22 protein-coding genes and 2 tRNA genes are annotated in these 20,754 nt (G+C 59.7%); 17 read left to right on the top strand and 7 right to left on the bottom strand.

Annotated elements, in window-relative coordinates; all coding sequences use genetic code 11:
* Position 1 precedes the first annotated feature (1 nt).
* From V4T21_RS12705 to V4T21_RS12690, 4 genes are all read left to right on the top strand, one after another.
* On the top strand, positions 2 to 571 hold the full coding sequence (locus tag V4T21_RS12705; RefSeq protein ID WP_332717328.1) for a hypothetical protein: 570 nt from the start codon (positions 2 to 4) through the stop codon (positions 569 to 571).
* Positions 556 to 999, top strand: a complete 444-nt coding sequence (locus V4T21_RS12700; RefSeq protein ID WP_332717325.1) for a GNAT family N-acetyltransferase — start codon at positions 556 to 558, stop codon at positions 997 to 999. The genes V4T21_RS12705 and V4T21_RS12700 overlap by 16 nt, the downstream gene beginning before the upstream one ends.
* A complete protein-coding gene (locus tag V4T21_RS12695) occupies positions 999 to 2,732 on the top strand; it encodes a phage tail protein (RefSeq protein WP_332717323.1) in 1,734 nt (577 codons plus the stop codon). The genes V4T21_RS12700 and V4T21_RS12695 overlap by 1 nt, the downstream gene beginning before the upstream one ends.
* A 61-nt stretch (positions 2,733 to 2,793) precedes the next feature.
* Entirely contained in the window at positions 2,794 to 4,740 is a 1,947-nt protein-coding gene (locus V4T21_RS12690; RefSeq protein WP_332717321.1) for a hypothetical protein, read from the top strand.
* 107 nt (positions 4,741 to 4,847) lie between these two features.
* Here the strand turns inward: V4T21_RS12690 and V4T21_RS12685 are convergent, their stop codons facing one another.
* The 3 genes from V4T21_RS12685 to V4T21_RS12675 all read right to left on the bottom strand — a co-directional run bounded on the left by V4T21_RS12685 (position 4,848) and on the right by V4T21_RS12675 (position 7,383).
* A complete protein-coding gene (locus V4T21_RS12685) occupies positions 4,848 to 5,888 on the bottom strand; it encodes an acyltransferase family protein (protein ID WP_332717317.1) in 1,041 nt (346 codons plus the stop codon).
* Positions 5,875 to 6,870 (bottom strand): hypothetical protein, encoded by a 996-nt coding sequence (locus V4T21_RS12680; protein ID WP_332717314.1) that lies wholly within the window; start codon positions 6,868 to 6,870, stop codon positions 5,875 to 5,877. Before V4T21_RS12680 ends, V4T21_RS12685 begins: the two co-directional genes overlap by 14 nt.
* Positions 6,871 to 6,933: 63 nt before the next feature.
* The gene (locus V4T21_RS12675) at positions 6,934 to 7,383 is read right to left on the bottom strand and encodes a hypothetical protein (RefSeq protein ID WP_332717311.1); all 450 of its coding nucleotides are present in this window, start codon (positions 7,381 to 7,383) and stop codon (positions 6,934 to 6,936) included.
* Positions 7,384 to 8,448: 1,065 nt separating this feature from the next.
* Between V4T21_RS12675 and V4T21_RS12670 the strand changes: the two genes are divergently transcribed.
* The 3 genes from V4T21_RS12670 (at position 8,449) to V4T21_RS12660 (ending at position 10,107) form a co-directional block, all read left to right on the top strand.
* Entirely contained in the window at positions 8,449 to 9,204 is a 756-nt protein-coding gene (locus V4T21_RS12670; protein ID WP_332717308.1) for a glycoside hydrolase family 19 protein, read from the top strand.
* Positions 9,205 to 9,285: 81 nt separating this feature from the next.
* Complete coding sequence (locus tag V4T21_RS12665; RefSeq protein WP_332717305.1) at positions 9,286 to 9,663, top strand: hypothetical protein; 378 nt, start codon at positions 9,286 to 9,288, stop codon at positions 9,661 to 9,663.
* A gap of 57 nt (positions 9,664 to 9,720) precedes the next feature.
* Positions 9,721 to 10,107: a hypothetical protein gene (locus V4T21_RS12660; RefSeq protein ID WP_332717303.1), complete on the top strand. Its 387-nt coding sequence runs from the start codon at positions 9,721 to 9,723 to the stop codon at positions 10,105 to 10,107.
* A 27-nt stretch (positions 10,108 to 10,134) separates the two neighbouring features.
* Here the strand turns inward: V4T21_RS12660 and V4T21_RS12655 are convergent, their stop codons facing one another.
* Positions 10,135 to 10,347 (bottom strand): hypothetical protein, encoded by a 213-nt coding sequence (locus V4T21_RS12655; protein WP_332717301.1) that lies wholly within the window; start codon positions 10,345 to 10,347, stop codon positions 10,135 to 10,137.
* A 125-nt stretch (positions 10,348 to 10,472) separates the two neighbouring features.
* Positions 10,473 to 10,712, bottom strand: coding sequence for a hypothetical protein (locus V4T21_RS12650; RefSeq protein WP_332717298.1), 240 nt, complete (start codon positions 10,710 to 10,712; stop codon positions 10,473 to 10,475).
* Between the two features lie 217 nt (positions 10,713 to 10,929).
* On the opposite strand from V4T21_RS12650, the gene V4T21_RS12645 reads away from it, so the two are divergent.
* The 3 genes from V4T21_RS12645 to V4T21_RS12635 all read left to right on the top strand — a co-directional run bounded on the left by V4T21_RS12645 (position 10,930) and on the right by V4T21_RS12635 (position 13,175).
* Positions 10,930 to 12,438, top strand: a complete 1,509-nt coding sequence (locus V4T21_RS12645) for a flagellin N-terminal helical domain-containing protein (protein ID WP_332717296.1) — start codon at positions 10,930 to 10,932, stop codon at positions 12,436 to 12,438.
* Between the two features lie 66 nt (positions 12,439 to 12,504).
* Positions 12,505 to 12,861, top strand: coding sequence for a flagellar biosynthesis repressor FlbT (locus tag V4T21_RS12640; protein WP_332717293.1), 357 nt, complete (start codon positions 12,505 to 12,507; stop codon positions 12,859 to 12,861).
* 77 nt (positions 12,862 to 12,938) lie between these two features.
* Positions 12,939 to 13,175, top strand: a complete 237-nt coding sequence (locus tag V4T21_RS12635) for a hypothetical protein (RefSeq protein ID WP_332717290.1) — start codon at positions 12,939 to 12,941, stop codon at positions 13,173 to 13,175.
* 105 nt (positions 13,176 to 13,280) lie between these two features.
* Here V4T21_RS12635 and V4T21_RS12630 read toward each other — a convergent pair.
* A tRNA-Pro gene (locus V4T21_RS12630) sits at positions 13,281 to 13,357 on the bottom strand.
* 148 nt (positions 13,358 to 13,505) lie between these two features.
* Here V4T21_RS12630 and V4T21_RS12625 point away from each other — a divergent pair.
* Positions 13,506 to 13,580 (top strand) — tRNA-Gln (locus V4T21_RS12625).
* A 23-nt stretch (positions 13,581 to 13,603) separates the two neighbouring features.
* Here V4T21_RS12625 and V4T21_RS12620 read toward each other — a convergent pair.
* Complete coding sequence (locus V4T21_RS12620; protein WP_332717287.1) at positions 13,604 to 15,016, bottom strand: sigma-54 interaction domain-containing protein; 1,413 nt, start codon at positions 15,014 to 15,016, stop codon at positions 13,604 to 13,606.
* 265 nt (positions 15,017 to 15,281) lie between these two features.
* On the opposite strand from V4T21_RS12620, the gene V4T21_RS12615 reads away from it, so the two are divergent.
* The 6 genes from V4T21_RS12615 to V4T21_RS12590 all read left to right on the top strand — a co-directional run bounded on the left by V4T21_RS12615 (position 15,282) and on the right by V4T21_RS12590 (position 20,751).
* Positions 15,282 to 16,070 (top strand): 3-hydroxybutyrate dehydrogenase, encoded by a 789-nt coding sequence (locus tag V4T21_RS12615; RefSeq protein ID WP_332717284.1) that lies wholly within the window; start codon positions 15,282 to 15,284, stop codon positions 16,068 to 16,070.
* The gene (locus tag V4T21_RS12610; RefSeq protein ID WP_332717282.1) at positions 16,067 to 16,825 is read left to right on the top strand and encodes an ABC transporter ATP-binding protein; all 759 of its coding nucleotides are present in this window, start codon (positions 16,067 to 16,069) and stop codon (positions 16,823 to 16,825) included. The genes V4T21_RS12615 and V4T21_RS12610 overlap by 4 nt, the downstream gene beginning before the upstream one ends.
* A complete protein-coding gene (locus V4T21_RS12605; RefSeq protein ID WP_332717280.1) occupies positions 16,818 to 17,543 on the top strand; it encodes an ABC transporter ATP-binding protein in 726 nt (241 codons plus the stop codon). The genes V4T21_RS12610 and V4T21_RS12605 overlap by 8 nt, the downstream gene beginning before the upstream one ends.
* A 62-nt stretch (positions 17,544 to 17,605) precedes the next feature.
* Positions 17,606 to 18,802, top strand: coding sequence for an ABC transporter substrate-binding protein (locus tag V4T21_RS12600; RefSeq protein WP_332717276.1), 1,197 nt, complete (start codon positions 17,606 to 17,608; stop codon positions 18,800 to 18,802).
* A 78-nt stretch (positions 18,803 to 18,880) separates the two neighbouring features.
* Positions 18,881 to 19,768 carry a branched-chain amino acid ABC transporter permease gene (locus tag V4T21_RS12595; protein WP_332717273.1) on the top strand — a complete coding sequence of 296 codons (888 nt, stop codon included), beginning with the start codon at positions 18,881 to 18,883 and terminating at the stop codon, positions 19,766 to 19,768.
* Positions 19,768 to 20,751, top strand: a complete 984-nt coding sequence (locus V4T21_RS12590) for a branched-chain amino acid ABC transporter permease (protein WP_332717270.1) — start codon at positions 19,768 to 19,770, stop codon at positions 20,749 to 20,751. Before V4T21_RS12595 ends, V4T21_RS12590 begins: the two co-directional genes overlap by 1 nt.
* The last annotated feature ends 3 nt before the right edge of the window (positions 20,752 to 20,754 follow it).

The following is a 20,754-nucleotide window of genomic DNA, read 5'->3' as shown; positions in this document are numbered from 1 at the left end:
CATGGGGTTCTTTAGTGAGACCATAGCCGCCAAGCTGGAGGGCCGCGAGGTATCGGCGGCGCTTCTCACGCACGCTGAATTTCGGGAAACCGAAAGGCGCTGGTGGAATGGCTTCGGCACTGTGCGCCTCGGCGGCCATGACTGGATGGGCATTGGCGAGTGGGTGGCCATCGATGGGCTAGAGCAGCCGATCGGCACCGTGGCGCCCAAGACCACGCTGACGCTGTCTGGTGTCGACGCCACGATCGTCCAGATGGCGCGTCAGGCTTCTAATCGGGTGAAAGATCGCCGGATCACGGTCTATGTGAACTTCTGGGACCTGACGGACATGGTCCCGCTCGATCAGCCCTATGCGATCTGGTCGGGGAAGATGGACCAGATGTCTTACTCGGCCCAGGGCGCGAGCACGCGGTCGGTGAAGCTCTCTGCCGAAAGTGTGTGGGTGAACCGCAAGAACCCACCTTACGGGTTTTTCACCGACCGGGATCAGAATGCGCGATACCCCGGCGACCGTGGATTGGAGCAGGTGGTTGATCTCGTTCAGAAAACGACCCGGTGGCCGGTACTGTGATCAGGTCGGCCATCTCGGAAGACCTGCCAGCCGTACTGGCCATGGTGAGCGATCTTCACGCATCGACAAAAATGGCGCTGCCGATCGATCCCGCTGCGACAATGGGGATGCTCCGGCGCCTTGTCGGCTCGCCTGACGGGCTTTTGCTGGTCGTGGAGGCAGGAGGCACCCTAAAGGGTTTTCTGGCCGCCACCGTAGGCGTGACGCCCATATCGTTCGAACAGGTCGGGATGGAGCTTGGATGGTGGGCTGGGCCGGAGGCTAAGGGCACTGGTCTGCGCCTGCTGGTGCACTATGAACGTTGGGCCAAATCGCGAGGGTGCCGGATCGCCCGGATGTCCACGCCCCCACACAATGAGCGAGCCGCGCAAATCCTTCGGAGGCGCGGCTTTTTCGTCTCCGAACTCGCTTGGGTCAAGGCAATCTGATGGCGGTCTTTTCTGCGATTTCCTCGGCCCTGGTAGGGCTGGGGCTGCACATCTTTGGCGCGACGGCGGCGGGGTGGGCGGCGGCCACGGCATTCGCCAATGTCGTGCTGGGCGCGGCCTTTCTCGGCGGCTACACGCTGTTCGCCCGAGCAACTGCGCCTTCGATGAAGACCCCGCAGGCTCAAGCGGTTCTCAACCAGTCGGTTGGGCCGCGCATCCGTGGGTATGGCCGCGCGCTGCTCGGCGGCACCCGTGCGTTCTTCGATACCAAGGATGGCTATCTCTACCAGGTGATTATGATGCATCACGGCGAAGTCGATGCCATCGAGCATTTCCGCGTCGGGGATCGGATCGTTTCGTTGGACAGCAATGGCGATGTGACCAACAGCGAATTCATCACCAGCACGTCGAACGTGCGTATCCGCTCGCATCTGGGAACGGCGAACCAGGCGGCGGACAGCCTCATGACCAGTGTTTGGCCGCAATGGACCAGCGCCCACCGGTTGCGCGGTATCGCCTATTCGGTTGTCAGATTTCGCTCGACCAGCGAAGTCTCCAAGGTATTCCCCGAGAGCTACAACACGCCGGTTCGCGGGCTTTGTCGGCTGTCGAAGGTCTGGGACCCGCGCAGCGGCAACACAGCCTGGAGCGATAATTCCTCGCTCTGCATCCTCGATTATCTGCGCCATGCAGACGGCTATCGGCTGACGATCGATGACATCGATGTGCCGAGCTTTGCCGCGTTCGCCAATACCTGCGACGAACCGGTGCCGCTCAAAGCAGGTGGGACCGAAAAGCGATATCGCCTCTGGGGCGTCTATCAGCTCACCGAAGAGCCGCACGCTGTCCTGCGCAAAATGCTCAACACCTGCGACGGGGAGCTCTATCAGACCCCAGAGGGCAAGGTTGCAATCCGGGGCGGGAAGTGGGATGCGCCGACCGTCACGCTCGAGGCCAAGGACAATCTCGGGCACTCGATGGACCAGGGGAACAATCGGTTCGCAGCGTTCAACGAACTCAAGATCATGTACACATCGCCGCAGCACGACTATCAGACGATGGAGGCGACGGCGTGGATCGATCTTGCCGACCAAGCCGAGCGCGGGCCGATTGTTTCCGACTTCGATCTGGACTTCGTGCCCAGCCCGACCCAGGCGCGGCGACTGGCGAAAATCCACCAGGCCAAAGCCAATCCCCGTTGGAAGGGCAAGCTGCAGCACAATATCTCCGGCCTCAATGCCTTGGGCGAACGGACGGTGCGGGCCATCCTGCCCGAGCTTGAGATCGACGATGCGTTTTATGTCGCGGGCATCAAACCGTCGCCAGACCTCGCGAGCGTCGAGATCGACGTGCTGTCGATCAATCAGGCCGCCTATAGCTGGACCACGGCGGAAGAGGGTGAGAACCCGCCCATTCCGCAGGATACCTCGCCCGATCTCGAATTCCCGATCCCGCAGAACCTGACGCTCTCCAATCCCGCGCCGGGTGTGGTTCTCGCCACCGTCGATGCACCGGGACGCGAGGGGCTGACGCTCCAAGTCCAGATCAGGGCAGGGGCGGGCGCCAACTGGGTTACGATGGACACCGAGAGCCAGACCACGGCGCGGGAAACGCAGCTTGCCGATGGAGCCTATCAGGCGCAGGCACGCTGGCTGGGGCCGCAGAACGTGGTTTCGGGGTGGAGCTTCCCGCTGGCCGAAATTACCATCCCGGTGCCCGAGCCCGAAGAATAATCAAAGCCAATTCCGTTTATCCGCCCGCCGTTGAGCGGGCTTTTTCTTGTTGAGGTGCCCAATGGCCGAGACGCCACAGGAAATCGTTGACCGCGAGCTTCGCGAATTCAAACGCTATACAGGCGATGGTCTGCCTGGGGAGCCGGTGAATGCACCGTTGCCGGTGGGCGATCCAACCACAGGCGTATGGAACCCGAAGAAGAAGAACCTGCGCAACGCGATGAAGGCCACGTTGAAAGGGGCGGGTGAGGCGGTTGGCGATGCCGAAGATCAAGCCTCCTACGCCCAAGAATGGGCTCAATCCCCTAACCCCATCAGCGTAGAGGCTGGAGGGGATGGGGTAAGCGATAGGTCTGCGAAGTTCTGGGCGGAGCAGTCATCGCTTATCGCGATCCCGGATGAGAGTATTGCGGCATCCAAGATCGCTTACGTGCTCGCGGCAGCCGATGCCGCGACCCGCAGTCTGGCCGACAAGCTTGGCGAAATGGTCAGCGTCAAGGATTTTGAAAACGCTGATGGCCAACGAGCCAGAGGGGACGGGAAGCGTCTCTGGGCAGATGCGACGATTTCAGCCGGTTCGCCCGATCTGACCGTAGTCGGGGCGGATTTCACCGCTGACGATGTTGGCAAGCTGATTATCGTCTCAGGTGCGGGAGCCTCGGGTGCCGATCTGGTTACGGCGATTGCCGCCTGCACCAATGCGGAAAACATCACGCTCACGGATAATGCTGGCACGACGATCACGGCAACCGAGACGCTAGTCCGGTACGGGACGGATGATACGGATGCGCTGTTGGCTGCAATCGCCCACACCGTAGCCACGCTTCCAAATGTGCTGTTTGTCCCCAAGGGCAACTACTTTTACACGGGGCTGGGCAATCTGCGCCACGATGGGTTTAAGGTGGTCGGTTCTGGGATGATGTCGTCCATCCTCACTTATGCTGGTGCGGGAGGTGTCCGTTCAGCGGCGTTACTGATGGACGCATTCCCCGGATCGGAAGTGAACCCGTTTATCCAGCATCAACACTGGTCAGGTTTAACTATCGAAGCGCATTCAAATGTCAGCCACGGTATCCGTGCGCAGGGCCTATCTCGGTCAGTTCTGGAAGACATCAACGTTCGGGAGTGCAGTGTTACTGTCGTAGGTGGAACTGCTACAGACCGGCACGCTATATTCTTGCAGGGCTGTATGCTGAACCGTTTCGTAGGTGTTTATGTATCCACGAATTTACAGCCGATGTCAGCGGTGCCTTTTGGTGGAGTATACGTCACAGAGGGGCGGCGCAATGGCATTTCGATTGGGCAGTCCACAAACAACGTCATAATGCACTGTTATTGGGAAGGATTAACAGTAGGTGTAAATTACCACCAAGCTGATGGCAACCTAATGATCGGAGGTTCCCCGGAAGCGTGTTCACAATATGGGCTGATTGTCCAATCAGCTTGCAGGTTCAACACCTTTATGGGTGTCGGCTTTGAGAACTTGGGCGCTACGAGAGACGTGTCCGATAGCGGGATATTCAGTCACTATATTAATTGCTATTCGTCAGAAGGTTTCCTGATGCAAGGGCGCGGAACTATTGTCAAGGGCGGCTTTTTTGAGCGTGTGGATTTTGCTGCAAGTGCTGTTCGTTGTTCCGCCACAGACTTGCAGGTAAACCACTGGAATACTGGTGGTGGCGGCTTGGTAAACGCAAGCCAAACATCAACGTATAAAAACATCTATGACAGCGATGCAGGTGCTTACATTACGCTACAGCCCGCCCGTCAGGGTATCACAGTTGGGGCATCACCATTCCTGTGGAGCAACAACACCGGGATGACTGTTCATGTGGTGCTTCAGGCAGGAACGGTGGCGGAGGTTGTCAGAAATTTTGGTGTAAGTCCCTGGACTCTTGCTCCCGAGACAAACGTTGAATACACGCTGCGTCCCGGTGACAATATCAGAATTGGGTACTCGGACCCGCCGTCAATGAGCTATTACATCAACACCGGCTACCAAGGTTAGGGATCGCGCCACAGTGGGCGCGCAAGTCGAAAACGTCATCTTTGGCAACTAGTTTACCGGCGCTGCCGGGTTCCGTTGATGTTGTGATCAGGCTCGACAAGCTTTGTTCAGGCTTCGTCGTCCTCGTCTTCGGGGGCGGCGATGTGGTCCGGTGGCTGTAAGGGGCGCTCGATGATCCGCCAGGTCGCAAATGAGGTGAAGAAGACCATCAGCGAAATCACGGCGATCTGATCCACCGACGCGCTTCCGCCCCATGCCAATCTGGCAAGTTCGTAAGCGGGCTGGTGGATGAGGAAAACACTCAGGCTAATGGTGCCCACTATTGCCAATGGCCTCGTCGAAAGGGCACGCCCGACCCACTCGTCCTTGCATGTGAAGATCAATATGATGCCGGTGCCGGCCACGGCAGGGACTAGAGACAGGAAGGGCGACGGAAGGCGCCCGATCAGGAGAACTGACAAAGCGACGAGCAAGCACCCTATAGCTGCGAACCATGTGTTGGGACGCATGTTTGGCGCCAACAGTGCGCACATCGAACCGGCAAGTATTTCCCAAGCGCGGAACTGTGGCAGGAAGAGGTTTTGCGGGGTAGGAGGCGATAGTACCGCTAACGCTAGGCTGGCCAGCATCATCCCTCCCAGGACGTAGACAATGCGGTCGGGCCAGCGGGCCAAGGCAAAGACGATGATGAACGGCAGTACAAGGTATATTTGGGCAGCCGCAGCGATTGCCCAAGTATGGGCAAGTGGGGCGTAAAGAGCTGGCATACCGTCCCCAACTGTCGTTGCCAGCAGGAAGTTGTTATAGAGGAGCGCGGTGCCCGCTGCGCTTTCCAGAAGTTGCTCGAATGGTTCGGTCCCCGGCACAAAAAAGGCGAGATATACCACGCCAATCACTGTCGCCCACACCATCGGCATCGTGCGGCGTGCTCGGCGGGCGTAGAAATTCACGAAGGAAAAGCGGCCGCTTCCTGCATTGCGGAGAATAGATTGCGTCACCAGAAAACCGCTGATGACGAAAAACACGTCGAAACCAATCAGGCCTCCGCTGAAGTCTCCAACCTTAGCATTGGCCAGCATGATGGCCGCAACCGCAAATCCGCGAAGGCCATCAATCTCGGGGCGATAGTGATCGTCAGCCAAATCCATGCCCATTCTGCAAGATGTTTTGGACGAAGTTGATTGATTTGAAACAGAAATATCCAAGCACCGGGTACACCAATAGATGGTTCGCGCGACCATCGGTCATTATGGCATAAAACGCCATGACGAAGCTGATCATGTTGATGCGCTCGCCCCCAACTATCAGAGTCGCAATTGCGAGGGGCACCATCAGAAAAAAAAGGCGCTGTTTTCTGCGAACAATCAACGCCGCCCAAACCGTGACCATGGCCCATTGAGCAAGCGCGGTGGGGCCGCGCAGGCCGGTGCCGTAATACTCGAGCTTGGTCAGCAGAATGCCTTCCAGATAAAAGCCTCCAACAATCAACCCGGCTACGGCGACAACCGATAGGCATAGGTTGAGCATCCACCTCTCTGCTTTTAGGCGAGCTCGAAGTCCCCGCACAACGATGTTCGGCGCCAGTGCTGCTAGGTTGAAAAACGTCTGGAAATGGGCGAGGGGCGCTAAGGTCAGAAAGGGATATCGCCACCTACCGGACGATGCAGCGGCGGCGAATAAGAGGATGTAGCTGAACTTTAGGCGCTCCGCGCCTGTCATAAGCACGAGCAAGTAGAAGTTACCCAAGAACAGCGATATAACGAGCACCGATGCGCCCCACCGGTGCAACGCTTTTACCATGGTTAGCGCTAGAACCACATTGGCAATTGATACGTAGACATCTTTATTTATTCCAAGATGTGCGCCAACCCACATGAAACCAGCATATAGCGGCTCCCCGCTATTAAGCATACTGCCCTGCAGAAGGTAGGCATCTTTAAGATTGAGTCCAGCGATCGCTTGGTAGAAGGCTCGGTAATGCTTCTGGTCGCCGTCTACATATGCTTGGTTCAGGAACATAGAGACGGTAAAGACAACGAGGCAGAGCGTGACCCACGCGAGGATGCGAACGTCTCTGCCAAATTTCAGGGCTTTTGGTCTCGTAGTCAGCAATTCGGCGGCAAACGTCATTGTATCCGTCTTGTTTGGCGCTTGGTGAGTGACAAGCAAAAGCGTTATATGGCTCTAATTTAGTCAAAGTTCGGTCGGAAGCGGATTAAACTCGACAAACCGGCACAGCCTTGCGTCGTGCCCCTCAACTACGGCCGGCCGCAACTTGTCGCGGAACACCAGGATCACATCATAGTTTCCGGTGCTCGCCGGCGGGGCTACCCAATCCTCAAACTGGCGTTGCAATGGAGCCCGAGTGGGGTTCCCCACCGGCTTGACACCTCTCACGCAGACAAACCAGCGCTTGGGCGAGAACGGCCCTTCACCGCGCATCGTCTGCGGTTCGGAAACTGTGAGCGGGGCAACGGCATCGCGCCCACGCACCATTTGCGCGGCGACTTCGGCATAATCTTCCGGGTAGGGCTCGGTCTCGCCATTGAATTGCAGCGAGCCAACGGAGTGGTTCACGTTGCTGGTCGGCCCACATGCAGCAAGGCAAGTGGCAGCCAATGTCGCGAGCAGTAGGTATTTCATTGCGTCCCTCGATGATCCGTCCGGACGTTAAGGGCGCAATATGACGAGCGCAACTCAGGGTTGTCGCTAATCCCGGTTATTGTGCAACAGCGCCAGCGTGATCACGGCCAGAAGCCCGCCCACGGGAATGCCCATCAAGAAGCTCAGAATGTCCATGTAATCCCCCAATCAATGGGCTGATGACACCACGATCCCGCCCCTCCGTCCAGCGGGGGCGCAAAATTCCATCTTAGACGATGAGGTTGCGGGGCGGCGCTGACGAGGTCCCTGTCACGTGCGGTGTGGCGCACGTGCCGCACCCGCGCAATCACCATTGTCCATTTCGATGGGGAGGGCAAGGGGCTGATGAGATGAGCCGCCTGCTGGAGCTTGAGGACCCACAGGCGGCTCTACAACGCTTGGAGGCAGTTGTGGCCCCATTATGCCATGGGGCGAGCGGTCGAACTAGCCGAGAAGAAGCCGCCCACCAGCGGGGGACGCTCAGGTGAGCGGCTCGGGTATGACGCAACCGCGATAGTTGCACCGGATGAACGCCCGGCGACGACCTCGGTTCCGTTTCACATCTGACAATCCAACAGCGGCAGGAAATGCAAGAGCCACCTGCTTGGCTTGGGGGCATTTAGCAGACGGCTCACGGTGATTGGCGTACCAAACTTCCGCGCAGGATAACGCGTGTCTGGCCTTTCTTGTTCTGGGAAAAGAGGCCCGGTTTACGCCGGGCCTCCGTATCTCCCGACAGGGTGAAACTGGCCAAAAGTGACAAAGGCCAGGGCACCATTGCTGCATAGAGGCCGATCGGGTGTCCAGTGGACCAAGGTCTATATGAGGCGCCACCGGCCATGACGAGTTGCTGGGCACGAACAGGCCGGTGGCTCACCCGCTTTGAGACGAGCACGACATCAATAGCGGTTCGAGACTGTTCCACTCAACTAGACAAAAGGAGGCCACGATGGCCTTAACCGCACGCGCGGCGCTTGAACTCGCCTCGCATGAAGCGCTCGTGCGCCGTTTTCCAATGCCGTTCTATGCGGCGGCCCTTCTAGGCTTTCGACCCACAGGTGAACTATGAACGCCGCCTTCTTTGACGCCGTGCGGGGAACCGTGTTCGCACAGAAGCTGACACAGGATCAGGTCGACGGCATGAACGCGCTGCTTGACGCCGGCAAGCGCTATGGGCTGGTTGATGCGCACCACATGGCCAACGTGTTGGCGCAGGTCGCCCACGAGACCGGCACCTATATGTGCCCGATCAAAGAAACGGTGATGCCGCACCACAAGGATAAGAGCCCGTCCGATGCGACGGTAATCTCGCGCCTTGATGCCGCCTTCGCAAAGGGGCAGCTGCCGTGGGTGAAAAAGCCGTACTGGCGCGATGGCTGGTTCGGTCGTGGCCCGCTGCAAATCACCCACCGGGCCAACTACGACAAGCTCGGCAAGTGCATTGGCGTGGACCTGGTCAAGGATCGTGATCTGGCGCTGGATCGCAACATCGGCGCATCCATTGCCGTGGTCGGGATGAGGGATGGGCTGTTCACGGGCAAGAAGCTGTCGGACTATGTGTTCCCCTCCGCCCTCGATGCGGCTCCCGCGAAGAACCCACGTCGCATCGTCAACGGGCAGGACGGCACCGATGCCAAGGTGGCCAGGTATCATCGGGCCTTCCACGCCGCTCTGGTTGCTGCCGGCTGGGGCAGGGGAGTGCAGCAGCCTTCTGATCCGATCCCGGCCCCCACGGATGAGACCGATGCGATTGCCGTTGTGATCGTGGTCATCATCCTCGTTGTCGTGGTGGCCGTGGCTGTGTTCCTCGCCGCCCGCTAATCCAACCAGACCTCACCCTCCAATCCACTAAGCCCTCGCCGTTGCGGGGGCTTTTTCTTTGTGCACCTAAAAGGAAACACCATGATCACCGCCATTCTCACGGCCATCAAAACCAACGCCAAGCTGGGCTGGCTGGCCCGGCGCATCTGGGACTGGGGCGGCTGGATCGGAGGCACGCTCGGCTCGCTCTTGGCGCTGTTTGCCAGTCTCGACCCTGTCACCCAGGGCATCATCCTGACTGTGCTCCAGGGACGGTGGCAGGAGATCACGCTCGGCGGCGCTGTCGGCTTCATTGTCTGGGCTCTGAGCCAGTGGCGCTCGTGGCGTGCCACGGTGAAGCCGCAGGCGGTCACAGAGCGCGGTACGCGGGTTGAGGTGCCGGTGCTAACCGAAGCGGAAGCCCTTGCCCTCAACGAGCGGGAAACCGGCATTAAACAGACGCATATCCCACGCCGCTGATCTCCGCCGGCCGCGCTCCGCTGCGGCCGATCTCTTCTCTGACTTCGACGGGGCGACATGGCTGACGATTCAACGCAACGCGATCTGGGGCGGGTCGAAGGCCGCCTTGACGGCATCGATGACCAACTCGCGGCCATCCACCAGCTTCTCAAAGAACAGAACGTTGCCTCGAGCGAAAGCCGCAAGGCGCTTTATGAGCGGGTGGGGGCGATTGAGACCGACATCAAGATCAGCGCCGGGATCGACGCGCAGGTCCGAGAACGGCTGGACGCATTCGATACCAAGCTCACCGACGAGGTGATGCCGACCATCAATGAGGTCCGGCGCTGGAAGGTGGCCGGGGTGACAGTGATCACCATGGCTGGTTTTGCCGGGGCGTCGATTGCGGGCGTGGTCGTATGGGCTTGGGACGTTATCGTGCAGAAGTGGAGCGGAGGGCCGTGACGGCGCAACGGGAAGCTGCTGAGCGTGTCAACGGCCGCTGCTGGCGGCGTGCAAGCGCACAACGTTCTCCGGCGCGCCTTTGCGCCCCATCCCGTGATAGAGTTCTTGCAGCCGCTCTTCGGCCAGATCAAACAGCAGTGCTATTTCGTCATCGTGCCAGACTTCGCCTGAGATTATGGCCCGGGCCTGTTCGACTTTTTCCATCGCGATGCGATATGCGCTGAGCATCAGTTCCTCCATGTGCTGCCTCTGGTGGGAGGAATCGCGAGCGAGAGATATGGTTGAGCGTATGAGGGTGAAGTGGTTTGCGGCAGGTAGCGCAATTCCATTGCATTTGCTTCAAAAGGGGGCAGCCGCCTGGCGACTTATTCCGTATCCGACACTGTCCAAAAACTGAATAGCAGCTCTGGCTTCTCATGTTCGCCAATGGGCCGCTCCGCCCCGTAAATTTGCTGCATGTTGCTGATTTCTTCGTGGCCGTTCATCCACAAAAGCCACGAGCCCAGAAGGATTGCCGCTATCAGTCCTGCTACGACGACGAATGGGTCGGTGCCGCCTTCGATTTCCTTCCGGCGTTCAGCGGCGACGTGGTGGTCGATCGGCATGGCAATCTCCTCCTTCATGAGGAGAACGAGCGGTCGTCGCCAAGGTTCCTGCTACTCTTCGGTCACTCCATGTCCGACTGGTCCGAAGCTGAGAGGCCGCAGGCAATCCTCAAATTTGCAGCGCCTTATTTACGGCTTGTTAGAGCATGCCCGGCATAGTCGCCTGACCTCGGCAGAAGCCCGAGCTTTTCCAGTGCCCTAAGAACAAGGTGCCATAATGTCCGATATCACGCTTTCCAAAGCGGTTCGTTCGAACCTGCTCTCCCTCCAGAACACCGCCGAGATGATGGCGTCCACTCAGAACCGCCTTGCCACCGGCAAGAAGGTCAACTCGGCTCTGGACAATCCCGTCAACTTCTTCACCGCCTCCTCGCTGAACAGCCGCGCGGGCGATATGAACGCCCTGCTCGACGACATGGCCAACGGCATCCAGACCCTGGAAGCCGCCGACAATGGCCTGACGGCGATCACCAAGACCCTCGAATCCATGCAGTCCACGCTCCGCCAGGCGCGCCAGGACAAGTCGTTCGAGACTGCGTCCTTCGACGTTTCCTCCACGGCCACGGGCGAACTTTCCTTCACCAAGGGCGCATTCGGGAATTCCACGGCAACTGTTGCCGTCGGAAATACCACGTTGACAGACGCAGCGCTCGGCATGGATACCGCAATCGACGGCACTGCGGGCACAGCCGGCCCCCCTGCCACCGCTGGCTCGGCCGATATTACTTGGGGGGCCACCGAGGCCGTCGAGGTGAACAGCGGTGCAAAAATAGCGTTTACCGCAACCATCGATGGTGTTGCTCAGAGCATCGAAATTACTCAAGACGATGTGCTCGCCATTGGCAACAACGATAACATGATCGATGATGCGGATGAATTCACCGCACTCCTGAACGCCAAGCTCAGCGGAGCTACGGCTACTAACGCGAGTGGCACGATTACGGTGGTGTCCGCCACCACCGGCACCACATCCGATGTCGACTTAAGCGTTGCCACTATTACCGGCACTGCCTATACGGCTGACGATATCGTCAGCGCCATAAACGGCGATGCGGTTCTCTCGGAGAGCATCAGGGCTTCCAATGACAACGGCAAGCTCCGTATCGAGAACCTGTCCACGCAGGACCTGGAAATCACCGGTGCATCCAGCTCGGCCGGCGTTACAGGCGGAACGACGAATACTGCCAAAATCGGCGGTAACGATGTCCGCGCCGACCTGGCCACCCAGTACAACGAACTGCGCGATCAGCTCGACAAGCTGGCCGACGACGCCTCGTTCAACGGTATCAACCTGCTTCGTGGTGACAATCTCAAGATCACCTTCAACGAAACCGGTACGTCGGACCTCGAAATCCAGTCGCGCATCGATGGCGAAAACGGCGTTTCGATCAACTCGGCCACGCTGGGCATCGACACCAACATGTCGGCCGCCGAGCTTGATAGCGACGAAGGCATCGATGGTTTCCTCGCTCAGGTGAAATCGGCCATCAACACAGTCCGTTCGCAGGCTTCGGCCTTCGGTTCTTCGCTCTCGATCGTTGAAAACCGCCAGAACTTCTCCAAGAACATGATCAACACGCTGCAGACCGGCGCGTCCAACCTCACCCTGGCCGATGCCAATGAGGAAGCCGCCAACCTGCTGGCCCTGCAGACCCGCCAGCAGCTGTCCTCAACCGCTCTGTCGATGGCTTCGCAGTCCGACCAGGCCGTGCTCCGTCTGTTCTAAGACGACCAAATCATCTAATCGGGAAGGCGGTCCAGAAGGGCCGCCTTTTCTTTTTCGGGGGTAGATATGGCGCTAAAAATTAACCTCAAGGATGGCGAAAGCGTCTATTTCGGCACGACGAAGGTGACCGCTGTCCATGACGGCGGCTACACGATCCTCGTGATTGACGGCGGTGCTCTGCCAGTCCTCAAGGAATCAGAGACGATCACACTGGCGGATGCCGACACTCCTGAAAAACGCATCTATTATCACCTTCAGCAGCGTTATCTGACCGGGGATGGAGAGCATTTGAAAATCGCAGAAGCGACCGCTGAGGCGCTCTCCGACGAGAGCCACGCCATCTATGAGGGTGCGCTTTCCGAAATCGAACGCGGCAAGATGATCGCTGCTCTGAGGGTCATGCGGCGTCTGGCCGGCCTGTAGAGCCGGTATGGTAGATCAATCCGAATTGACTCTTCGGATGTTATGTTCTTAATTCGTTCTCCTTCTGAGGACGGATCATGGTCACGATATCCACGCTCAAGGATCATCTCGACTACGGCTATGGCCTGACGCTGTTCTGCTCGTGCGGCCATAGCCTCGATCTCTCCATTCCGAAGCTGATCGAGATTTTTGGGGAGAACTTTTCCATCGTCCGCAATCGGGATTATTTCCTGGGGCGTTTCCGCTGCAACGACTGCGGCGAGCGACCGATGACCGTGCATCTCAAGTCGCCGAACGTTCCCAAGGGGTGGTAAGGAAGCCACACTTCGTTCACGTTCGGTTCCATGTCCTGGAGCCTAACCCTGTCGGTAACCCTGTCGGTGGAAAAAAGAACCGGGGGCCGAAACCCCCGGTTTTGTTGGTCGGAGTAGGGTGATTCGAACACCCGACCCCCTCGTCCCGAACGAGGTGCGCTACCAGGCTGCGCTATACTCCGATAATCGTCGCGATAAGCGCTGCCGGAAAATTCCGATTGCCGCGTTCGTCGCCGTTTCGGGGCCTTATATAGTGCGCCGCGCACCTGTTCAAGCCTGTTCGACAGTGTTGCGGCGTGGGGTCAAACAGTGTAGGAACCAACCCGCTTTTGGGGCGTCGCCAAGTGGTAAGGCATCGGTTTTTGGTACCGACATTCGCAGGTTCGAATCCTGCCGCCCCAGCCAGCATTCCCATAAATCCCTGAGTTTCACGTCAGCGCATAGCGCTTAAGCTTCTCGTAGAACTGGCTGCGCGAGACGCCCAGAAGACGCGCCGCTGTGGTTTTCTTGCCGCCGGCACGCTTGAGCGCGTCGACCATCGCGTCGCGCTCGGCCCTGGCCCGCGCGTCGGCGAGGTCGGGAAGCTCGACGCTGGCGCGCGATGCCCGCACGAGCATTCGCGGCATGGCGCGGGCGATGGTGTCGGCATCGAGCAATTCGGTCGGCGCGATCGCGGCAGCCCGCTCGAGCGCATTGCGCAATTCACGGACATTGCCCGGCCAATCGTGGCTGGCCAAAAGCGCGACGGCCTCGTCATCGATTGTCCAATCGGCCATGTCCTCGGCGCGTGGAATGGTCTCGAGCAGCCGTTCGCAAATCACCCCGATATCGGTTAGCCTCTCGCGCAGCGGCGGCACGTTCACGGTGAGCACCGCGATGCGGTAATAAAGATCGGAGCGGAATTGCCGTTCTTCCATCAGCGCTTCGAGGTCCTGCGAGGTCGCCGCGATGATCCGTACGTCGACCTTCTTGACCGCATTCGATCCCAGCGCCTCGATCTCCCCTTCCTGCAGCACGCGCAGGAACTTGGCCTGGATCGAGAGCGGCATGTCGCCGATTTCGTCGAGGAACAGCGTACCCCCATGGGCGAGTTCGAACTTGCCCTTGCGCGGCTTTTTTTCCGCCCCCGTGTAGGCCCCCGGCGCCACGCCGAAAAACTCCGCCTCCAGCAGCGTTTCGGGAATTGCCGCCATGTTCACCGCCACAAACGGCCCCTCGGCGCGATCCGAGGCCTGGTGGATAGCGTGGGCGAGAAGCTCCTTGCCCGTACCCGTCTCCCCCATGATGAGCACCGGGCCGTCGCGCAACGCAAAGCGCCGGATCTGCGATTTAAGATCCTGCACGATCTCGCTGGTGCCCACGAAACTGGCAAGCGAATATTTCGATTGCCGCTCGCGCGTCAGCGCCGCCTGGGCGCGCGAAAGCTGGCGCTGCAACTGTTCGAGCTTTTTCAGAATCGGCGCCAGATAATCGACATTGTCGTAAAAAACGAACCCGATGGCACCCTTGACCACGCCTTGCTCATCCTTGAGCGGAATGCGGCAGACGACGAACTGGCGGTCGCCGAACTGCATGAGGTCGAGCAGGATAGGGCGTCCGGTCTTGACCACGTCTCGCAATTGCGAATGGGGCAGTATCTCCTCGACCGGCCGTCCGACGGGATCGAAATCATCAGTGAGCTTGAGCAGACGGCGATAGCGCCCGTCCAGCCAGATGATCCGGGCCTCCGCATCGACCATGATGGCGCCTTCGAAATATTCGCGCAGCATGTCGAAAGCGCCCATGGCCGCCGACACCAGGGCCGGCGGCGTGCTCGCCGTAGCGAGAGCTTCGGTGTCCATGGCGTATCTCCTCCCAGCTAAAGCGTAGAGATATCCGGACAGATCGGCAAGGTTCTGCATTAAGCGTCCGGATTTCCGGACAATCATCCGGACTGCTGGACACTGGTCCGGACATTATCCCCGCCCCGACACGGGACAGCCGTCACCATAATCCTTTATGAAGATTGATCTTTCTTCTTTCCCCGCCCGATTGGCACGATCCTTGAAAGACTATCGGCAACAAACGGCCAAAACGGCCCAAGAACGATAAAGGGATGGAGGCGCTGTGTCCGAACGAGCTGAACCTCGCGTTGTGCTGATCACCGGTGCAACCAGCGGAATCGGTCTGGCGATTGCGAAGCGCTTTGCGTCGGCCGGTCATTCCGTGGCGGTCAATGGGCTCGAAAGCGACGCCGACGCCTCTCCCGTGATTGCTGAAATCGATGCTCTGGGCGGCACCGCGCATTATTTCCATGCCGATCTCGCCGACGACACTCAGAGTCAGGACCTCGTCGGCAGGGTGATCGAGCGGTTCGGCACCATCGACGTGCTCGTCAACAATGCCGGCATCCAGAAGGTGGCGGCGGTCGATGAGCTCGAGCCCGCCGATTGGCACCGCATCATCGCCGTCAGCCTCGATAGCGCCTATCACACCATCCGCACCGCCTTGCCGGAAATGAAGCGAAAGGGCTGGGGCAGGATCGTCAACATCGCTTCGGCCCATGGATTGCGGGCTTCGGCGTATAAATCGGCCTATGTCGCCACCAAGCACGGCGTCGTGGGTTTGACCCGCACGGTGGCTCTGGAAGTGGCCGAAGCGGGCATCACTGTAAATGCCATATGCCCCGGCTATGTCTATACCCCGCTGGTCGCCGCCCAGATCGCCGATCAGGCAATGGCTCACAAAATGGATGAGGAGGCCGTCATCCGCACTGTCATGCTCGCCCCCCAACCCACCAAGGCCTTCGTGCAACCGGAAGAAATCGCCGAAATGGCTCACTACTTGACGGGCGATCTCGCCCGGTCGATCACCGGAGCCGCGATTTCGATCGATGGGGGGTGGACGGCGAAATGAGCGGTGGCGATTTCATTCTCTCGGCCAAGGGCATGACCAAGCAGTTCGCCGGGTTCATGGCGGTCAACAATGTCGATCTCGACGTAAGACGCGGGTCGATCCACGCGCTCATCGGCCCCAACGGCGCGGGCAAGACGACTTGCTTCAACCTCCTGACCAAATTCCTCCAGCCCACTTCGGGCACCATCAGCTTCAACGGTCGCGATATCACCACCTTGGGCGCTTCGGAAATCGCGCGGCTGGGCATGGTGCGCTCGTTCCAGATTTCGGCGGTTTTTCCAAGGCTTACAGTGCTCGAAAATGTGCGCGTCGCGCTGCAGCGGCGGCGGGGCTCCAATTTCGATTTCTGGCGGACGCAGAAAGTGCTGGCCCAGTTCGACGCCGAGGCCATGCGCCGCGTCGAGGAGGTGGGGCTCTCCGATCTCGCCCATCACACCGCCCAGGAACTCTCCTACGGCCGCAAGCGGGCGCTCGAGATCGCCACAACCCTGGCGCTTGAGCCTGAAATGCTGCTGCTCGACGAGCCGATGGCCGGCATGACGCAGGCCGATGTCGAACGCATTTCGGGGCTCATCAAAGCCATTTCAAAGGGGCGCACCATCCTGATGGTCGAACACAACCTCTCGGTGGTCGCCGATCTCTCGGACACGATAACCGTCCTGGCCCGCGGGCAGGTTCTCGCCGAAGGCCGTTACGATACCGTCTCCAAGGACCCGCGTGTGATCGAAGCCTATATCGGGGTCGGCCATGACTAATCCGCAGCCCCAGATTTCCCCCGCGCTTCTCGCCGTCCGCGACCTTCAAGGCTGGTATGGCGAAAGCCATGTGCTGCACGGTATGACCTTCGATGTGGCGCCGGGTGAAGTGGTAACGCTTCTGGGCCGTAACGGCGCGGGCAAGACGACCACCCTCAAGGCGATCATGGGCATTCTGTCCAAGCGCAGCGGATCGGTGCGTTTCGAGGATAGGGAATTGATCGGCGCGCCCACGCGGACCATCGCCAAGGCCGGCATCGCGTTTTGCCCCGAGGAACGGGCGATCTTTTCGTCGCTGTCGGTCGAAGAAAACCTGATGCTTCCGCCCGCCGTCAGGCCCGGCGGGCTGAGCATCGCGACGATCTACGAGATGTTTCCCAACCTCAAGGAGCGGCTTTCGAGCCAGGGCACCAAGCTCTCGGGCGGCGAGCAGCAGATGCTGGCCATTGCCCGCATCCTGCGCACCGGCGCCAAGATGCTTCTTCTCGACGAACCGACCGAAGGCCTTGCGCCGGTGATCGTGCAGCAGATCGGCCGCATGATCTCGCGCCTCAAATCCGAAGGCTTCACCATCGTTCTGGTCGAGCAGAATTTCCATTTCGCCGCCTCGGTGGCCGATCGGCACTACATCGTCGAGCAGGGCAGGGTGATCGACATGATCCCCAACGCCGAACTCGCCGCCAATACGGAGAAACTGCACGCCTATCTGGGGGTGTAGCCGCAAACCGGGCGCCGGGCCTCCGCCTTGCGTCCATCATGCTCATGACGGGAGGAAATGACATGAGACATGCAACACCAATACTGGCAGCCGTGATGGTCGCGGCCATGGCCGGCTCGGCCTATGCCATCGACGTCAAGATCGGCGTGCTCAACGACCGCTCGGGCATTTACGCCGACCTTTCGGGAGAAGGCTCGGTGCTTGCCGCCCAGATGGCGGTCGAGGATTTCGGCGCCGCCGACAAGGGCATCAACGTCGATATCATTTCGGCCGATCACCAGAACAAGCCCGACGTGGCCTCGACCATCGCGCGGCAGTGGTACGACGAAGAGGGCGTCCATGCCATTTTCGACGTGCCCACCTCTTCGGCCGCGCTGGCCGTCAACGAAGTGACGCGCGAAAAGGACAGGATTTTCATCAATTCCGGCGCGGGTTCGACCGATTTGACCGGCGCGCAATGCTCGCCCAACACCATTCACTGGACCTATGACACCTGGGCGTTGGCCAACGGCACCGGCACCGCGATGGTGGAAACCGGCGCCGACACCTGGTTCTTCCTGACCGCCGATTACGCGTTCGGCCATGCGCTGGAAACCGATACCGCCGCCGTGGTCGAGGAGGCCGGCGGCGAGGTTCTCGGCACCGTGCGTCACCCCTTCCCGGGACAGGATTTTTCGTCCTACCTGCTTCAGGCCCAGTCCTCGGGCGCCAAGGTGATCGGGCTCGCCAACGCGGGCGGTGATACCGTCAACGCCATCAAGCAGGCTTCCGAATTCGGCATCACCCAGTCGGGCCAGTCGCTGGCCGCGCTCCTGATGTTCATTTCCGACGTGCACGCGCTCGGGCTCGAAGCGTCGCAGGGGCTGGTGCTGACCGAATCCTTTTATTGGGATCTCAACGAGAACACTCGCGAATGGTCCGAACGCTTCGCCGAACGCAATGGCGGGGATATGCCCACCATGGTCCATGCCGGCGTCTATTCCTCGGTTCTGCACTACCTGAAGGCCATCGAGGCCACCCAATCGGTGGAAGCCGGTCCGGTCATGGAAGCCATGAAATCCATGCCCACCTCCGATCCGCTGTTCGGTGAGGGGGAAGTGCGGGCCGATGGGCGCAAGATCCACGACATGTACCTGTTCCGCGTCAAGTCGCCCGAACAGTCGCAGGGCCCCTGGGATTATTACGAGCTCGGCTACACCATCCCCGCCGAAGCGGCGTTCCGTCCGCTCGATCAGGGCGGATGCGAACTGGTCCAATAGGATCGGTTCTCCAACTGGGAGATGCGCCGGAGGTCCCGGCGCATTTCCAAGCCTCAAGCCGTTTGAAAGCACACGCCCATGACCGAGATTTTCGGCATCCCGACTGCCGCCCTGTTCGGGCAATTACTGCTCGGGCTGATCAATGGTTCGTTCTACGCCATGCTCAGCCTGGGGCTGGCCGTCATCTTCGGCCTGCTCAACATCATCAATTTCGCCCATGGCGCCCAGTATATGATGGGGGCGTTCGTCGCCTGGATGCTGTTGACCTATCTGGGGCTCGACTATTGGTGGGCGCTGATCCTCGTGCCGCTGATCGTGGGCGCGTTCGGCATCGTGATCGAGCGATTGATGATTTCGCGGCTCTATCATCTCGACCATCTCTATGGCCTGCTTTTGACCTTCGGTCTGGCGCTCGTCATCCAGGGGCTGTTCCGTAATCAATACGGGGTTTCCGGCCTGCCATATTCCATTCCGCCCCAGCTTCAGGGTGGCACCAATCTGGGCTTCATGTTCCTGCCCAATTATCGCGGCTGGGTGATCTTTGCTTCGGTCGTCGTCTGTTTCGGCACCTGGTTCCTGATCGAAAAGACGCGGCTGGGCGCCTATCTGCGCGCCGCCACCGAAAATCCCACAATGGTTGGAGCCTTCGGCATCAATGTGCCGCGCCTCATCACGCTGACCTATGGCTTTGGCGTCGGCCTGGCGGCATTGGCCGGCGTGCTGGCCGCCCCGATCTATTCGGTCAATCCCAATATGGGAGCGGATCTCATCATCGTTGTCTTCGCTGTGGTGGTGATCGGTGGCATGGGCTCGATCATGGGCGCCATTCTCACCGGCTTCGGGCTGGGAATCGTCGAAGGCCTGACCCGCGTCTTTTATCCGGAAGCATCGGCTGTCGTCATCTTCGTCATCATGGCCATTGTCTTGCTGGTCAAGCCCACGGGCCTTTTCGGGAGGGCTGTGTAATGAGCGACCAAACATTGACCGGCGCACCGGCCAAACCAGCGACCCCGGGCCAACTCGGGGTTCCCCGGCTGCACCTTGCGATCTTTGCCGGTTTGCTGGTTTTCTTCGCCGTCGCGCCGCTCTTTCTCTATCCGGTTTTCCTGATGAAGGTGATGTGTTTTGCGCTTTTCGCCTGCGCCTTCAATCTCCTGCTCGGCTATGGCGGGTTATTGAGCTTCGGCCACGCCGCCTTTTTCGGCTCGGCAAGCTACGTCTCGGCTCACGCCGCCAAGGTCTGGGGGCTCCCGCCGGAGCTGTGCGTGCTGTTGGGTGCTGCAACTGCCGCATTTCTGGGCCTTGTCATCGGCAGCCTCGCCATTCGCCGCCAGGGCATCTATTTCGCCATGGTCACGCTGGCCTTTGCCCAGATGGTCTATTTCATCGCGCTCCAGGCCCCGTTCACGGGCGGCGAGGACGGTATCCAGGCCGTGCCGCGCAACCACCTTTTCGGGCTGATCGACCTGTCGCGCGATTCCGCGCTTTACGTCTTTGTCTTCGTTGTCGTCTTTGCCTGCCTGTTCCTCATCTATCGGATCATCCACTCCCCCTTCGGGCAGGTGCTCAAGGCGATCCGCGAAAACGAGGCGCGCTCGGTTTCGCTCGGCTATCAGGTCAATCGCTACAAGCTCGCGGTGTTCGTCATTTCGGCAACGCTTGCGGGAACCGCCGGTGCCACAAAGGCCCTGGTTTTCCAGCTCGCATCGCTGACCGACGTGCATTGGGCCATGTCGGGCGAGGTGGTGCTGATGGCGCTTCTGGGAGGCATGCATACGGTCTTCGGTCCCATTATCGGCGCGGCAATCATCGTCACCATGCAAAACTACTTTGCCAGCTTCGGCGCCTGGGTGACCGTGCTGCAGGGCGCAACCTTCGTCATCGCCGTCCTGCTGTTCCGCGAGGGGATCGTGGGCGTCCTCGCCCGCTGGCTGAAAAAACCGCTCTAGCGG

This window comes from Pelagibacterium mangrovi, assembly GCF_036662815.1.
Lineage (GTDB): Bacteria > Pseudomonadota > Alphaproteobacteria > Rhizobiales > Devosiaceae > Pelagibacterium > Pelagibacterium mangrovi.
This window is presented reverse-complemented; position numbering and strand designations above follow the sequence as displayed.